We start from the raw sequence: 14,813 nt of genomic DNA, 5'->3' as shown, positions 1-14,813 counted from the left end.
GCCTACTCCTCTGCCATCGCCAGCGCCCGGCGCAGGTGGGTCCGGCACTCCGCGACCATGCGGCGGATCAGTTCGTCGCAGGTCGGGATGTCATCGATCAGGCCGATGACCATGCCGGCCGACACCACCCCGGCCTGGACGTCGCCGGACTCCAAAGCCGCCCGGCCGCGCTGGCCGGCGACGAGGGGGCGGACCTCGTCAAAACCGGCGCCGCCGGGACGGCGTTCCAACGCAACCACCTCGTCCGACACGGCATTCTTGAAGACGCGCGCGGTGTTGCGCAGGCTGCGCAGGATCAGGTTGGTGTCGCGCTCGCCGGCCGCGACCAGCGCCTGCTTGACGGCGTCATGCACCGGCGCCTCCCGCGTGCAGAGGAAGCGGGTACCCATATTGACGCCCTGAGCGCCGAGCGCCAGCGCCGCCGCCATGCCGCGGCCGTCCCCGATGCCGCCGGAGGCGATGACGGGGATCTTCAGCGCCCGGACCGCCGCCGGGATCAGGACCAGGCCTGGAATGTCGTCCTCCCCTGGATGGCCGGCGCATTCGAAGCCATCGATGCTGATGACGTCCACCCCGGCCCGCTCGGCGCTCAGCGCATGGCGGACGCTGGTGCATTTGTGCAGGATGCGGATGCCGTGCGCCTTCATGCGCTCGACGAAGGCGCGCGGGCTGTTGCCGGCGGTCTCGACGATGGTGATGCCGCTGTCGATGATGACGTCCAGATAGCGCTCGTAGGGCGGCGGCGTCACCGCCGGCAGCATGGTCAGGTTGACGCCGAAGGGTCGGTCGGTCATGCCGCGGCAGCGCTGGATCTCCCGCGCCAGATCCTCCGGCGTCGGTTGGGTCAGCGCGGTCAGGATGCCGAGCCCGCCAGCGTTGGACACCGCCGATGCCAATTCCGCCAGCCCGACCCACTGCATCCCCCCCTGGACGATCGGAAAATCGATGCCCAGCAGGTGCGTCACCTCGGTCTTCATGCCGTCAATCCCTCCCCTTCACCAGCCTTGTCGTGGCCGCTTTTCCACCGCTCCCGGCTTGCCATCCGGCGCAACGGGAGTACCCGAACTTATAAGCTGATCCATAAGACGAAACGGTATATGATCTTCGATCTATGATTAAAGCGTAGAACAGACAAAATTCTGGGAACAGGTCGAAAACTTGACCTATGATAATGAAAGTATAGGGTCTGATGAATATCCTGCCGTGCCGGTCGCCGCAACGCGACGCATGCGGTCGGAGCGGGGTTTTGCATCGTGGACTGTTCAGACTGCCGTCGAAATCTCGACGGGAATCCGGCAGACTCTGGTGACGAGGGCCTGAGTCAAGCGGACCTGCCGGACTGTGACCGAGACGAGCAAAGGACGATCGTGACGCCTGCAACCGGACCGGAACCGTGGCCCCAGACCATGGCGGGCAGCTTTGACCTCGACGCCTGCGCGCGCGAACCGATTCACATTCCCGGCAGCATCCAGCCGCACGGCCATCTCCTGGCGCTGGAACCCGACGGCCTGCGCCTGGTCCGGGCAAGTGCGGAAGCCGGCGCCGTGCTCAACCGCCCCCTCGCCGAGGCCTTCGGCCAGCCTGTCGATCGGCTGATCGACGCCGACGGCATGGCGTCGCTCGTCCGCCGGCTGCGTAGCGCCCCGGCCGAACCGGTGCAGCTCGACATCCTGCACCTGCGCGGCGGAAGCGACCATCAGGCCATCGCCCACCGGTCCGGCGGGCTGGTGATCCTGGAGTTGGAGGACCTCGAAGCCACCGGCGTCGGCACGCTGGAGGCGCTCTACCCGCAGATGCGCGAAGGCATCCGGCGGATGCAGGCGTCCCATGATTTCGAGACGCTGCTGACCTGCACGGCGGAGGAGGTGCGGTCGCTGACCGGCTTCGACCGTGTCCTGATCTATCGGTTCGGCGAACAGTGGAACGGCACCGTCATCGCCGAGGACGGCAACGGCCGCCTGCCCTCCTACCGTGGCCTGCGCTTTCCCGCCTCCGACATTCCGGAGCAGGCGCGCCGCCTCTACGCGCTGAACCGCCTGCGGCTGATCGCCGATGCCCGCTATCGGCCGGTTCGCATCCTGGCGGTTGATGAGGCGGCGGAGAGGGAACCGGAGCCTCTCGACCTCAGCTTCTCCGTTCTGCGCAGCGTGTCGCCCGTGCATCTGGAATACATGCGCAACATGGGCACGCCGGCTTCGATGTCGATCTCCGTCATGGACGGGGAACGGCTGTGGGGCCTGATTTCCTGCCATCATGCCGAACCGCGGCAGGTGTCCTTCGCCATCCGCACCGCCTGCGACCTGCTGGGACAGGTGCTGTCCAGCCAGATGATCGCGCTGGAGCGGGCGGAGGATGCCGATCACCGCATCCGTTCCAAGAGCATCCAGGCCCGGCTGCTCGCCCACATGGCCGCGGCGGACCACTTCATCGACGGGCTGGCGGAGGATGGCGAGGATCTGCTGTCGCTGGTGAATGCCGACGGCGCCGCCATCCTGTTCGACGGCGATTGCCGCCTGATCGGCCACACCCCGCCGCAGGCGGTGGTGGAGGCCATCGCCGCGGAACTGGCCGGTCAGGGCATCAAGGATCTGTTCGCCAGCCACCAGCTGCCCGTGGAGATGCAGGCCGCCGCCGGGATGGACGCCAGCGCCAGCGGGCTGCTGGCGATCTCCATCTCGCAGCTGCATCCCAGCTACGTCCTGTGGTTCCGGCCGGAGATCGTGCGCTCCATCGAATGGGCCGGCGATCCCAACAAGCCCGTCGACGACAGCGGCAGGCTATCGCCGCGCAACTCCTTCGAGACCTGGAAGGAGACGGTGCGCGGCCAGTCCCTGCCTTGGAGCCATGGCGAGATCGAAGCCGCCGGAGACTTCCGCAACGCCATCGTCAGCATCGTGCTGCGCAAGGCCGAGGAAATGGCCGCGCTGAACGAGGAGCTTCGCCGAAGCAACGGCGAGCTTGCCGCCTTCTCCTACTCCGTCTCGCACGACCTGCGGGCCCCCTTCCGCCACGTCTCCAGCTATGCCGAGCTTCTGCGCTCCCGCGCCGCCGACAAGCTGAGCGATCGGGAGCGCCACTATCTGGACAGCATCATCGAGGCGGCGAGTTCGGCAGGCACGCTGGTCGACGGGCTTCTGCACTTCTCGCAGCTCGGCCGCGCCACGCTGGCGCGGGTGGAGGTCGACGTAGCCCGGCTGGTGGAGGAGGTCCGCAACCTGCTGGAGCCCGACCTGCGGGGGCGCAACGTCCATTGGACGGTGCATCCGCTGCCCAGCGTCACCGGCGATCCGACCATGCTGCGGCTGGTGGTGCAGAATTTGCTGTCCAACGCCATCAAATATTCCCGCGACCGCGCCGAACCGGAGATCGAGATCGGCTGCCGCAGCACGCCCGAGGCGCATGAGTTCTATGTGCGCGATAATGGCCGTGGATTCGATATGGCATATGCCGGTAAACTCTTCGGCGTTTTCCAGCGCCTGCACCGCGAGGAAGAGTTCGAGGGCATCGGCATCGGCCTCGCCAATGTCCGTCGCATCGTGGAACGCCACGGCGGCCGGGTGTGGGCGGAAGGCAAGCTTGACCAAGGTGCAACCTTCCATTTCTCTCTGCCGCGGTCCGCAGCCGCAGAATCGAGGTAGCCCGATGGCCACGCTGAAACCGATCCTGCTGGTCGAGGACAACCCGAAGGACCTGGAGCTGACGCTGGAGGCCTTCGAGGAGGCCCAACTCGCCAACGACATCGTCGTTGCCCGCGACGGGGCGGAAGCGCTGTCCTACCTGTTCCACGAGGATGGTCAGGCGGTGTCCAAGCCGACCGACCCGAAATATCCGGCCGTCATCATCCTCGACATCAAGCTGCCGAAGGTGGACGGGATCGAGGTGCTGCAGCGGATCAAGGCCAACGACAGCACCCGCGCCATCCCCGTGGTCATGCTGACCTCTTCCAAGGAGGAGCAGGATCTGGTCCGCAGCTACCGGCTGGGGGTGAACGCCTTCGTCGTCAAGCCGGTCGGCTTCAAGGAGTTCTTCGACGCCATCCGCGACATCGGCAGCTTCTGGGCGATCCTGAACGAGCCGCCGCCCGGCTGCCATCCCCGACGTCCGCGCGGCACCTGATGACCAGACTGCTCGACCCGCCCGCAGGGACCCTCGCATCGGACGGCATGCCCGCCGGTCGGGGACTGCTGATTCCCTGCCGCGTCCTGCTGCTGGAGGACAACGGCATGGACGCCGATCTGGTGCGCGAGCACCTGCTGATGATCGACGACCATGATTTCGACATCCAGCGCGTCGACACCCGGCAATCCTTCATCGACGCGGTCGCAAATGGCGGCCCGTACGACCTGATCCTGTCGGACTTCGACCTGCCCGACTTCGACGGCATGTCGGCGCTGGCCATCGCGCGGGAGCGGCTGCCGCGGGTGCCCTTCATCTTCGTGTCCGGCATGCTCGGCGAAGAGAACGCCATCGAGGCGCTGAAGAAGGGCGCCACCGACTATGTGGTCAAGCTGCGGATGGAGCGCCTGCAGGTGGTGGTGCGCCGCGCCCTGGTGGAGGCGCGCGACCGCAACGAACTGGCCGACAAGCGCCAAGCCTTGGCGGAGAGCGAGGCGCGGCTGCGCTTCGCGCTTGAGGCCGGGCGGCTCGGCTCGTGGGAATTGACGCTGGCGGACAACCGGCTGCGCGTGTCCTCGATCTGCGCCGCCAACCTGGGCCTGTCAGACCCGGATAAGCTCACCAGCTATGACCAGCTGCTGGCGCATGTCCATCCGGAGGACCGCGACTATCAGCAGGCGATGGTCCAGCAGGCGGTGAACAGCGGCTCCCCGCTGGACATGGAGTACCGCACCATCTGGCCCGACGGCAGCGTCCATTGGGTGCAGGTGCGCGGCCGCGCCGTTTACGACCGGGACGGCACGCCGACCGGACTGGCCGGCGTCTCGCTGAACATCACCGACCGCAAGAAGGCGGAGGAACGGCAGCTTCTCCTGCTGGAAGAGCTGAACCACCGGGTGAAGAACACGCTGGCGATGGTGCAGTCCATCGCCAAGCAGACCTTGCGCGCCGCCCCGTCGGTGGAAGCCTTCCCGGATGCCTTCCAATCCCGTCTGCGCGCGCTGGCCCAGGCGCACGACCTGTTGACCCGCCGCCAATGGCAGGGCGCCTCGCTGAGCGAGATCGCTGCGCTGACGCTGGAACCCCATGTCCATGCCGGCCGGGTCACGGTCGGCGGGCCGCCGGTCAACCTTACGACCGGGGTCGCGGTGTCCCTTCACCTCGCCTTCCACGAGCTTGCCACCAATGCCGCCAAATATGGCGCCCTGTCCGCGGAGAACGGGCGGGTGGAGCTGGATTGGGAGATCGCGAAGCCGGCCCAGCCGCCGGTGCGCGCCGGCAAGGACGGCCACGCGGGCGCGCTGGTGCTGCGCTGGCGCGAGAGCGGCGGGCCGCCGGTGGTGACGCCGACCCGCCGCGGCTTCGGATCGCGCCTGATCGAACGCGGCCTTGCGCATGAGTTGGAGGGCGATGTTGCTCTTGCTTTCGACCCCGCAGGCGTGCGATGCCGGCTGGTGATTCCCCTGTCGTCGCGAGTGAGCCCGCAGTGACCGACGCGAACATTTCCGACCTGACCGTGCTGATCGTCGAAGACGAGCCGCTGATCGCCATGAGCTTGGAGGATGCCCTGCTCGACCAGGGCGTTACCTGCCTCGGCCCGGCCGGCTCGGTGGCGGCGGCGCTGGGAATGATCGAGGCGGGCGGCTTCGACATCGCGCTGCTCGACGTGAACCTGCGCGGCGAGCGGGTGGATGCGGTGGCCGACCGATTGGCTGCGGCCGGCATCCCCTTCATCTTCACCACCGGCCATGGGGCGGAGGGGCTGCCCGACGCCCACCGTACGCGTCCGGTGATCGGCAAGCCCTTCCGCGACGTGGACATCACCGACGCGCTGGCCCGTCACCGTCCGCGCTGACCGGCCGCCACAGGGCCATTTCAAGAAGCCCGCCGACAGGGGATACCCTGCCGGCGGGCTTTTTTTGAGTCACTGCTTCTGAGGCTGGCCATGCGCGGCGCCGGCCGCGGCGCCCATGTGGTTATGGCCGTGGTCGGAACCGCTCTGGCCGGCGGCCTCGACAGCGAGTTCGACCTCGACGGTGCCGGCCTTCTCGAAACGCAGGGTCAGCGGCACGCGCTCGCCCTTCACGAGCGGCTGCTTGAGGCCGAGCAGCATGACGTGCAGCCCGCCCGGCGCCAGCTTCACCGACTCTCCCGGGGCGACGGCGATGAAGGGCACCTCGCGCATCTTCATCACCCCGTTCTCATTCAGATGGGTGTGCAGTTCCGCCTTTTCGGCGGCGGGTGTGGAGGCGGCGACCAGCCGGTCTTCCGCCGCGCCGGTGTTGGTCAGCGACAGATAGGCGCCGCCGTTGGGCGCCGACGGCGCGGTGGCGCGGGCCCAGGGATGGCCGATGTCGATCGGACCGGCCTTGTAGCTATGGGCCAGAGCGGCACCGGCGCCGAACAGAGCGAGAGCGGTGGCGATGCCGAGAATGCGCTTCATTGACTTGTGCTCCTGAACAGGATGTGGGCATGGCATGCGGCCGGCAGGATCCCTCTTCGAGATCGGGCACGCGATGCGCAGCGAATTGAATGGCTGAAGAGAAAGGTCAGGCGCGCGACGGAGGCCCGCGGGCCTGGAGCGTCGACAGGAACCAGCCCGCGGCGATGCGCTCGCCCGGCAGCAGGCGGCTGTCGCTGGCGACGGCCATGGCCGGCTGCACCGTCAACGGCGGCGGAGGCAAGGCAAGCCCGGCAATCAATGGACAAAGCGGACAATGGCCGCTGCCGAAGGGTGTCGGGTCTGAGGTGCCGCCGTGGCTTTCACCGGGGTCGTGATCCGCACCGATCAAGGCGATGCCGTAGTTCCCCGGTCCGAATTCCGCAGGATCGACGTCGATCGTCGCGAAGCCGCCGGCCGAACAGATTTGCAGGGAGGTCGTTTCTCCGGTACGGGCGACGGCGGTCGCGACGGGCATCCAGCCCCAGGCGATGACCTGAAGCAACAGCGCCGCCATCCCGGCCAACAGGCCAAGCCTCCGCACCTGTCGCACTGTCCACCGACCGAACGCCATCCGGCTCCGCCGCCCTTCGACACCGCCGGACCAAGCCGGCACGACAGCACCATAACGCAGCCGGTCCGACCGGACGAGGGGCAAATGCATCGAAAATCGGCAGCACTCACGCCAGCAGGCGGAAGGCCGGTTCCGGGCGGGACAGCAGGTCGCGGCGCAACGCTTCGATGGTGGCATCGTCGCGGGCGGCGCGGGGGATGGACACCGGCACCTCGGCCACCACCCGCCCCGGCGAGGGCGCCAGCAGCAGCAGCCGATCGGCGAGCGCCAGCGCCTCGCGCAGATTGTGTGTCACCAGCAGGACGGTGGTCGGCCGCCGGTCAAGCAATTCCGCCAGCAGCGCGCGCAGCCGGAGCGCCGTCGGCTCGTCCAGCGAAACGAAGGGCTCATCCATCAGCAGCAGGTCCGGTTCCACCACGAAGGCACGGGCCAGCGCCACCCGCCGCGCCATGCCCAGCGACAGCTGGGTTGGGAAGCGGTCGGCGAAGGGCGTCAGCTCCAGCGCGTCCAGCATGGCGCCGACCGCCGGCCCCTTGCGTTGCGCCCTGGGCAGGACCAGGGCCAGATTCTGCCGCACGCTGCGCCAGGGCAGCAGCCGCGGTTCCTGGAACACGTAACCGAGCCGCGCCGGTTCGCCGTCGGGCCGCGCGCCGATGGTGACCTCCCCTTCGAAGGCGCGGTCCAACCCGGCGACGATGCCGAGCGCCGTCGTCTTGCCGCAGCCGCTGGGGCCGACCAGGGCCACGACCTCCCCCGCCGCCGCGGACAGGCTGAGGCCGCGCACGGCCTCCACCGCGCCGAAGCGCTTGGAGCGGATTTCAAGCTTCAGCGGGCAAGCGCCGCCAGCGCTGGCAGCGCCGCTCGACCGGTTGGAGGACGCCGTATTCCAAAAGCTGGACCACGGCGACGAACGCGACGGTGTAAGCCAGGATTCCTGCGACATCGAACGTCTGGAAAAGGAGGTTGATCTGGAATCCGACACCGTCGCTGCGGCCCAGCAGTTCGACCACCAGCACGATCTTCCAGATCAGGGCCAGGCCGGACCGCGCAGCAGCGGCGATGGTGGGGGTGAGTTGCGGCAGCAGCACATGGCGCAGCCGGTCGGCAGGCGACATCCGATAAACATGGGCCATGTCGATCAGCCCCTCGTCGATGGCGCGCGCGCCGGCACGCACCAGGACGACCGTGTTGGGGATCTTGTTGACGGCCACCGCACCGATGGCCGCGGCCTCGGTCAGGCCGAACCAGACATAGGCCAACACGATCACCACCAGCGCCGGCAAATTCAGAAAGAAGACCAGCCACGGCCCGAACAGCCGGTCAATGAACAGGGAGCGGCCCATGGCAACCCCCAGCCCGGTGCCGATGGACATGGCGAGCGCGAAGGCACCCAGCACCCGCAGCAGCGTGGCGCCGAGATGGTGGAACAGCGCCCCGCTCTCCGCCTCGCGCAGCAGGGATTGGGCGACCGGCAGCGGTCCCGGCAGCAGGCGCCCGCCGACCAGCATCGCCGCAGCCTGCCAGCAAGCCAGCAGCAGCAGGATGGACAGCAGCGGCATCAGGGCGCGGCGCACCGGCTATGCCCCGCCGGTCCAGAAGGTGCCGGGCGCGATCGTCGCCGCATCGCCGACCAACTCCCGCCCGCCGAGCCGGGCCAGCAGCGCATAGAGCTGTGCGGCGCCGGCCTGTTCCTCCGCGGTCCAGCGGCGGGGGATGCCCTCGCGGTAGCGGTCGCGCAGGGTGCGGAAGGTGGCGTCGTCCTCCGCCTGCATCAGCGGGGCCAGCCGGTCCCAGGCGGCATCGGATTGCGCCAGCAGCGCCTTCGCCTTGCCGGTGGCCGCCTGGAAGCCGGCCAGCGCGGCCGGGTTGGCGCGCGCCCATTCCTCGCGGAAGACATAGCCGATGGATGGGATGTCCGCCGGCTGGCCCAATGCGGTCAGCATGTCCGACACCGTGACCAGCACCCGCATGCCCCGCGCCTCCAGCCGGGCGGCGAAAGGCCAGTAGGTCAGCACGGCATCAAGGTCGCCGTCGGCGATCTTGCTGTTCAGCAGTGGCGGCGCGCCGTAGAAGGGCTGGGCGTCGCGGTCGAGCGCAAGGCCGTGCCGGTCGCCGGCCAAAGCCTTCAGCAGAAGCCAGCTCTTGTCCAGCGGGCTGCCGGCGACGCCGACGCGTTTGCCGCGCAGGTCGGCGATTCCGGAGATTGCGGAGCCGGCCGGCACCACCAGCGCGCCGACGGCAGTCGAATAGGGGATGAAGGACACCGCCTCCCCCTTCGTGCGCATCCGCGACACCCACAGCCAGTCGGAGACGATGACCTCCACCCCGCCCGCCTGCAGCGCGACCTGCGTGGCCGGATTGCCCGCCAGTTCCACCAACCGCAGGTCGATTCCCGCCTGCTCGTCGAAGCGGTTGGCGCGGACGGTGTCGAGTTCCCAGCTGACCGTTCCGAACTTCAGTACCCCGGCGCGGACCACCGGCCGCTCGGCGGCGAAGCAGGGCCGGAGCGCCGCCGATGCGGCAAGCGCGCCGGCGGCCAGCAGCGTCGCCCGTCTCGTACAGCCTGCCGACATGGTCCGATCCCCGGCGTCTGGTTGAACCCTCAGTCTAGGGGCATTGCGGATGGTTCGTATATTCAACGATAGGAGGATGGGGCGGAGTATGCGGAGGTGCCGGTCCCCGACACCCCCCTTCCCGCTCCCCGCACCGTCACTGATCGTAGGTGCCCGCCCCGACGATGTAGTTGCCGTCGCGGGTGACGTAGGAATGCTTGTGCTCGACCTTGTTGGTCTGGCGGTTCAGCCAGACATAGTCGATGACGGCGCTCGGCTTGTCCTTGGTCTCGGTGATCATCGCCTGGACGATGGGCTTGCCTTCGGCGTCCTTCAGGTCGGCGGCCTCGGAACCGGCAAGGCGCGGGTTGGCGCCGGAGGCAATGTAACGGCCGTTGGCGTCGAAAACGAAGACATACAGCTCGCCACGGCGGAAGCTGCCCTTCGGGTCCTGGAAGGCCTTGGTGGCTTCCTCCGGCCCCTTGGCCTTCAGATAGGCGACGGCGTCGGCGACCAGCGACTTGGCCTGTTCGGGGGTGGCGCGATCGGCGGCAAACGACGTGGCGGCCGGCGCGCCCAGAAGGGCCGCGGCGACGGCGACCAGGGAAGCGGTTCTGCGAATGGTTCTGCGGATCATGGATGACCACCTTCAGGGAAGTAAAACGGGATCGGAAAGCCGGTGCTTGGTGACAGCTGGCGGGGGATCACTCCTCGTGCACGGTTTCCAGCCAGGAGCGGATCGACCAAAGCGCCTCCTGCCCCAGTGCCTCGCCGAAGGCCGGCATATAGGTGACACCGTTGCGGATGGATCCGTTGATCACACGCTCCTTGAACCACTCGTCGCCGGCATCGCCCTTTTCGAGATAGCGCAGGTCGGGTGCGATGCCGCCGGAGACCGCACCCAGCCCATGGCAGCGCGCGCAATTCTGGTTGAAGGCGGAGGAGCCGATCTCGATGGCGCGCTGGTTGCTGCGGTAGGGATTGCTGTCGCGCCACTTGTCGCCCAGCTTCTCCAGCCCGGTGGTATCGACCGCCTGCGGGACGACATCTCCATGGGCATAAACAAGGCCGGGGAGAGCCACGGCGCCGATCAGACCAACGGCGGCTACAATTCGAAGAATCCGTGCATTCATGAGTAAGACGTTCCCTCTGTTTCTCGCCGCCCTGCGGCTTCTGCTTCGCATGAGCCGACGTTATCAGCAGTGGGTCAGGCAAATAATTGGACTATGGTAGGACACAACAGAACAGAGGAACAATTAGACTGGCCGATACTGAATAACGAGCCGAGCGGGCCGGATTGCTCCGGTCCGCTCGGCTCACTGCCGGTCGTGAACCGATCAGGCCTTGGGCAGCTTGAAGACCCAGAGCGAGCCGCCCTGGTTGATGTCCTTCACCAGCTTGGCGACGTCGCCGCCCCACAGCGGCACGGCACCGCCCCAGCCGGAGACGACGGCGACATACTGCTCGCCATCCATCTTCCAGGTGACCGGGCTGCCGACCACGCCGGAGCCGGTCTGGAACTTCCAGACCTCCTTGCCCGACTTGGCGTCGAAGGCCTTCAGGAAGCCCTCCGGCGTGCCGGTGAAGACGAGGTTGCCGGCGGTGGTCAGGACGCCGCCCCACAGCGGGGCCGGGTTCTTGTATTCCCAGACGATCTTGCCGGTCTTCGGATCGACCGCGCGCAGCGCGCCGATGTAGTCGTCATACAGCGGCTTGATGGTGAAGCCGGCGCCGAGATAGGCCGCACCCTTCTTGTAGGTGATCGGCTCGTTCCAGATGTCCATGCCCCACTCGTTGGCCGGGACGTAGAACAGCTCGGTCTGCGGGTTGTAGGCCATCGGCATCCAGTTCTTGGCGCCCAGGAAGGCGGGAGCCGCGAAGACCGACTTGCCCTTGGCATCGCCGCTGCCCTCGGTCGGGGCACCCGGACGGTTTTCGTCGACATAGATCGGACGGCCGGTCTCGATGTCGATGCCCTTGGCCCAGGTGATCTTGGTGACGAAGGGCGTGGCGTTGATCAGTTTGCCGGTGTTGCGGTCGATGACGTAGAAGAAGCCGTTGCGGTCGGCCTTGCCGCCGGCCTTGATCACCTTGCCGTCCTTCTTCAGGTCGAAGGACACGAACTCGTTCACGCCGTCGAAGTCCCAGCCGTCATGCGGCGTGGTCTGGTAGTGCCACTTGATCTCGCCGTTGTCCGGATTGATGGCGAGCGTGGAGGAGGTGTAGAGGTTGTCGCCGGGGCGCAGGTGCGAATTCCACGGCGCCGGGTTGCCGGTGCCGAAGAACAGGCTCTTGGTCTCGGGATCGTAGGTGCCGCCCAGCCAGGTGGCGCCGCCGCCGGTCTTGTACATGTCGCCCGGCCAGCTGGCGTTGGTCTTGCCGGTGACGGTCGACTCCTTCCCGTTCAGCATGCCCATGTTACCTTCGATGGTCGGGCGCTGCCAGACCAGCTCGCCCGTCTCGGCATCGCGGGCCTCGACCATGCCGATGACGCCGAACTCGCCGCCGGAATTGCCGGTGATGATCTTGCCGTCGACGATCATCGGAGCGGCGGTGTTGGAATAGCCTTCCTTGTAGTCCTGCAGCTTCTTGTTCCAGACGACCTTGCCGGTCTCGCGGTTCAGCGCGACGAGGCGGGCGTCCAGCGTGGCGAAGTAGATCTTGTCCTTGTAGATCGCCGCACCGCGGTTCACCACGTCGCAGCAGGGCATGATGCCGTCGGGCAGGCGATGGTTGTATTCCCACTTCTTCTGGCCTGTGCGGGCATCGACCGCATAGAGGCGGGAGTAGGAACCGGTGACGTACATGGTGCCGTCATAGACGATGGGCTGGGCTTCCTGCCCGCGCTGCTTCTCGCCACCGAAGGAGAAGGACCAGACCGGGACCAGCTTCTTGACGGTGTCGGCGTTCAGGTCGGTCAGCGGGCTGAAGCGCTGGGCCTGCGGACCCATGCCATAGGTCAGGACCGCGTCGGTGTTGGTGGCGCTCTTCAGCAGGTCGTCATTGGACGGGCCGTCGGCGGCGAGAACGCCGGTGGCGCTGAACGCGGTCAGCGAGGCTGCCAGGGCGAGACTTGTAACCAGGCGCTTCATGTGCGGTTGCCTCCCAATACTGATGATGACGGCACCGCCCGGGCAAGGTCCGGCCGTTGCCGCAGGACGGGCGGGTCCGGCGGTGCTGGGACGGGATCGGGGCGGCTATCAGGATGTTGGCGGCCGCAAGGGCCGCGTCGCTTCACGATATCGGCAGTGTAGACGGATGATCGGTCGGGTAAATTGTCGGATAGTAGCAGGCGCAAGCGTCAATTGACTTTGGGAAGGCTCTCCTGCTCGATCTTCGGCCAGAGATGGGCGGCGGAGCGGCGATACTCTTCGCGCAGCACATCGAGCACTGCGAAGCGTTCCGGGATCGGCAGTTCCAGCGCTTCCGCCATGTCCATGCCCGACTCCATCGCGTGGCGCAGTGTACCGTCCAGCCAGGTCAGCCAGTCGCGCGTCTGGGCGACGCAGGCCTTGTCGGGACGGATATGGCCGTGGTTGGGCACCAGCAGCCGGATGTCCAGCGCATCCACCGCGTCCAACTCCTTCAGCCAGTCGGCGATTGAGGCATGGGGCGTGGTTGGGGTGCGGTTGCAGAACACGACGCCGCCGGCGAACAGCACGCCCGTCGTTTCGTCCAGGATCATCAAATCGGCGGCGGTGTGGCCGGCGAGCGGGATCAACCGCAGCCGGTGGTCGCCGAACTTGACGGTGGAGCCATAGACCGGCTCGGTCGGAACCGTCACCTCGGTCCCGCGCATCCAGTCGCCGACCAGCCGGTACATGTTGTCGGCGATGCCGCTCCCCTCCTCTTGGATGCCGGCGATGGTGCCGGGCAGCGCCGCGAGCGGCACGTCGGCGAAGGCCTGGGAGCCCAGCCAGTAATCGGGGTGCAGGTTGCTGATGAAGACCTTGCGGATCGGCTTGTCGGTGACCTTGCGGATGGCGGCGCGCATCTCCTCGCCATAGCGGCGGGACGGGCCGGTCTGGATGACGATCACCCCGTCGGCGGTGACGATGAAGCCGGAATTCAGGATGTTGCCGCCGTTGGAGCGGGTGAAATGCTTGGTCGATCCCTCGAACACATAAGTGTCGGGGGCGATGCGCGTCGGTTTCAGGTCGTAGGTGAGAGGGCCGGCGGCCTGTGCGGTGGCTGTCAGACCCATGGCAAGAGCGGCGGCCAGCGCCAGCCGGTGCAGGAGCTTCGTCGTCATTGCCCGACACTCCGCAGCGGGTCGCCCGGGCGCAGCGTCATGGCTGGGCGGGCGCCGGGCGGCGGCATCGGGATGATCGCGTCGATCTCGCCGCCCTGGTTGTCGCGGCCGCGCAGCATCAGCGCCTTGGCATCCGGCGGCGGGCGGAGATCCAGCGAATAGACCGGGTTTTCCGACACCGGCTCCAGGCTGTCGATCCGTGCCAGTTCGGACGGACCGCCGGGAGTCTGCGCCTGCACCGTCAGCGTCTCGACGAAGAAGGCGGGGATGCCGTCGACGAGGCCGGTGTCGTTGGGGTGCCGGATGCGCAGCCGAAGCCGCGCCACCCCGTCCGCATCCGCCGGCCACAGCCGGGCCTGCACCTCGCCGACATGGTCGGCCCAATCCTTCTGCGCGTAGGACACCGGCGGGGCGCTGCAGCCGCCGCCCGCCGCATCGACCAGGACGCCAGACACATGCCACACGCCATCGGCTGTCCGCGCCGCGCCGCGCACGGCGGTCGCCTGCTGGATCTTGATGCGGGTGGCGATGTAGGGCGCGGCGGTGCCGGGGTGATAGCGCAGGATCAGCGGGAAGGGGTTGAGGTCTGCGATCGCCAGCATCTCCACCACCTGCCCCAGGGCCGTGGCGTCGACGGACAACGGCACGGCGCGCGTGTCTTCTGCCGAGGCGGGTGCCGTGACCTTCACCTTGTCATCGAACACCACCGGTGCGCCGGCGAAATACTGCTCGCGCAGGGCCTCCCACATGACGGAGTTCAGCGGATCGGACGGAGAGGCCGCGGCGAATGCCGGGGTGGCTGCCGCCAGCAGCGCGGCGCTGAAGCAGATTCCGATCAAGGCGTGTCGCATGAACGTCTCCCGTACCGCGGGCTGCTCC

Annotated in this window: 15 protein-coding genes; 4 read left to right on the top strand and 11 right to left on the bottom strand. The window is 67.6% G+C overall.

Annotated elements, in window-relative coordinates:
- Nucleotides 1-2: 2 nt before the first annotated feature.
- Nucleotides 3-977: an NAD(P)H-dependent flavin oxidoreductase gene (locus tag ACWPKK_RS20040; RefSeq protein ID WP_452007573.1), complete on the bottom strand. Its 975-nt coding sequence runs from the start codon at nt 975-977 to the stop codon at nt 3-5.
- A gap of 429 nt (nt 978-1,406) precedes the next feature.
- Between ACWPKK_RS20040 and ACWPKK_RS20035 the strand changes: the two genes are divergently transcribed.
- The 4 genes from ACWPKK_RS20035 to ACWPKK_RS20020 are packed head-to-tail and all read left to right on the top strand — an operon-like array spanning nt 1,407 to nt 5,971.
- Complete coding sequence (locus ACWPKK_RS20035) at nt 1,407-3,638, top strand: ATP-binding protein (RefSeq protein WP_452007571.1); 2,232 nt, start codon at nt 1,407-1,409, stop codon at nt 3,636-3,638.
- A 4-nt stretch (nt 3,639-3,642) separates the two neighbouring features.
- Nucleotides 3,643-4,116, top strand: coding sequence for a response regulator (locus tag ACWPKK_RS20030; protein ID WP_452007569.1), 474 nt, complete (start codon nt 3,643-3,645; stop codon nt 4,114-4,116).
- Between the two features lie 47 nt (nt 4,117-4,163).
- Nucleotides 4,164-5,606, top strand: coding sequence for a sensor histidine kinase (locus tag ACWPKK_RS20025; protein WP_452007567.1), 1,443 nt, complete (start codon nt 4,164-4,166; stop codon nt 5,604-5,606).
- Nucleotides 5,603-5,971 carry a response regulator gene (locus tag ACWPKK_RS20020; RefSeq protein WP_452007565.1) on the top strand — a complete coding sequence of 123 codons (369 nt, stop codon included), beginning with the start codon at nt 5,603-5,605 and terminating at the stop codon, nt 5,969-5,971. Before ACWPKK_RS20025 ends, ACWPKK_RS20020 begins: the two co-directional genes overlap by 4 nt.
- Nucleotides 5,972-6,040: 69 nt before the next feature.
- Here ACWPKK_RS20020 and ACWPKK_RS20015 read toward each other — a convergent pair whose 3' ends face one another.
- The 10 genes from ACWPKK_RS20015 to ACWPKK_RS19970 all read right to left on the bottom strand — a co-directional run bounded on the left by ACWPKK_RS20015 (nt 6,041) and on the right by ACWPKK_RS19970 (nt 14,785).
- Nucleotides 6,041-6,559 carry a copper chaperone PCu(A)C gene (locus ACWPKK_RS20015; RefSeq protein ID WP_452007563.1) on the bottom strand — a complete coding sequence of 173 codons (519 nt, stop codon included), beginning with the start codon at nt 6,557-6,559 and terminating at the stop codon, nt 6,041-6,043.
- A gap of 106 nt (nt 6,560-6,665) precedes the next feature.
- Nucleotides 6,666-7,073 carry a DUF2946 family protein gene (locus tag ACWPKK_RS20010; protein ID WP_452008238.1) on the bottom strand — a complete coding sequence of 136 codons (408 nt, stop codon included), beginning with the start codon at nt 7,071-7,073 and terminating at the stop codon, nt 6,666-6,668.
- A 163-nt stretch (nt 7,074-7,236) separates the two neighbouring features.
- Entirely contained in the window at nt 7,237-7,923 is a 687-nt protein-coding gene (locus tag ACWPKK_RS20005) for an ABC transporter ATP-binding protein (protein WP_452007561.1), read from the bottom strand.
- Nucleotides 7,924-7,948: 25 nt separating this feature from the next.
- Nucleotides 7,949-8,689 carry an ABC transporter permease gene (locus ACWPKK_RS20000; RefSeq protein WP_452008236.1) on the bottom strand — a complete coding sequence of 247 codons (741 nt, stop codon included), beginning with the start codon at nt 8,687-8,689 and terminating at the stop codon, nt 7,949-7,951.
- 18 nt (nt 8,690-8,707) lie between these two features.
- Nucleotides 8,708-9,703, bottom strand: coding sequence for an ABC transporter substrate-binding protein (locus ACWPKK_RS19995; RefSeq protein ID WP_452007559.1), 996 nt, complete (start codon nt 9,701-9,703; stop codon nt 8,708-8,710).
- A gap of 136 nt (nt 9,704-9,839) precedes the next feature.
- Nucleotides 9,840-10,319: a cache domain-containing protein gene (locus tag ACWPKK_RS19990; protein WP_452007557.1), complete on the bottom strand. Its 480-nt coding sequence runs from the start codon at nt 10,317-10,319 to the stop codon at nt 9,840-9,842.
- A gap of 67 nt (nt 10,320-10,386) precedes the next feature.
- The gene (gene pedF / locus ACWPKK_RS19985) at nt 10,387-10,815 is read right to left on the bottom strand and encodes a cytochrome c-550 PedF (protein ID WP_452007555.1); all 429 of its coding nucleotides are present in this window, start codon (nt 10,813-10,815) and stop codon (nt 10,387-10,389) included.
- A gap of 204 nt (nt 10,816-11,019) precedes the next feature.
- Nucleotides 11,020-12,774 carry a PQQ-dependent methanol/ethanol family dehydrogenase gene (locus ACWPKK_RS19980; RefSeq protein ID WP_452007553.1) on the bottom strand — a complete coding sequence of 585 codons (1,755 nt, stop codon included), beginning with the start codon at nt 12,772-12,774 and terminating at the stop codon, nt 11,020-11,022.
- 209 nt (nt 12,775-12,983) lie between these two features.
- Nucleotides 12,984-13,934, bottom strand: a complete 951-nt coding sequence (locus ACWPKK_RS19975; RefSeq protein WP_452007551.1) for a quinoprotein relay system zinc metallohydrolase 1 — start codon at nt 13,932-13,934, stop codon at nt 12,984-12,986.
- Entirely contained in the window at nt 13,931-14,785 is an 855-nt protein-coding gene (locus tag ACWPKK_RS19970) for a quinoprotein dehydrogenase-associated SoxYZ-like carrier (RefSeq protein WP_452007549.1), read from the bottom strand. Before ACWPKK_RS19970 ends, ACWPKK_RS19975 begins: the two co-directional genes overlap by 4 nt.
- Nucleotides 14,786-14,813 lie beyond the last annotated feature (28 nt).

It is taken from the genome of Azospirillum largimobile (genome assembly GCF_977007025.2).
This window is presented reverse-complemented; position numbering and strand designations above follow the sequence as displayed.

Coding starts and splice junctions, on each gene's coding strand:
- ACWPKK_RS19995 (WP_452007559.1), bottom strand. CDS start 9,703: ATGTCGGCAGGCTGTACGAGACGGGCGACGCTGCTGGCCGCCGGCGCG.
- ACWPKK_RS19970 (WP_452007549.1), bottom strand. CDS start 14,785: ATGCGACACGCCTTGATCGGAATCTGCTTCAGCGCCGCGCTGCTGGCG.
- ACWPKK_RS20010 (WP_452008238.1), bottom strand. CDS start 7,073: ATGGCGGCGCTGTTGCTTCAGGTCATCGCCTGGGGCTGGATGCCCGTC.
- ACWPKK_RS20015 (WP_452007563.1), bottom strand. CDS start 6,559: ATGAAGCGCATTCTCGGCATCGCCACCGCTCTCGCTCTGTTCGGCGCC.
- ACWPKK_RS19990 (WP_452007557.1), bottom strand. CDS start 10,319: ATGATCCGCAGAACCATTCGCAGAACCGCTTCCCTGGTCGCCGTCGCC.
- ACWPKK_RS19980 (WP_452007553.1), bottom strand. CDS start 12,774: ATGAAGCGCCTGGTTACAAGTCTCGCCCTGGCAGCCTCGCTGACCGCG.
- ACWPKK_RS20040 (WP_452007573.1), bottom strand. CDS start 977: ATGAAGACCGAGGTGACGCACCTGCTGGGCATCGATTTTCCGATCGTC.
- ACWPKK_RS20030 (WP_452007569.1), top strand. CDS start 3,643: ATGGCCACGCTGAAACCGATCCTGCTGGTCGAGGACAACCCGAAGGAC.
- ACWPKK_RS20035 (WP_452007571.1), top strand. CDS start 1,407: ATGGCGGGCAGCTTTGACCTCGACGCCTGCGCGCGCGAACCGATTCAC.
- ACWPKK_RS20000 (WP_452008236.1), bottom strand. CDS start 8,689: ATGCCGCTGCTGTCCATCCTGCTGCTGCTGGCTTGCTGGCAGGCTGCG.
- ACWPKK_RS20025 (WP_452007567.1), top strand. CDS start 4,164: ATGCCCGCCGGTCGGGGACTGCTGATTCCCTGCCGCGTCCTGCTGCTG.
- ACWPKK_RS19975 (WP_452007551.1), bottom strand. CDS start 13,934: ATGACGACGAAGCTCCTGCACCGGCTGGCGCTGGCCGCCGCTCTTGCC.
- pedF (WP_452007555.1), bottom strand. CDS start 10,815: ATGAATGCACGGATTCTTCGAATTGTAGCCGCCGTTGGTCTGATCGGC.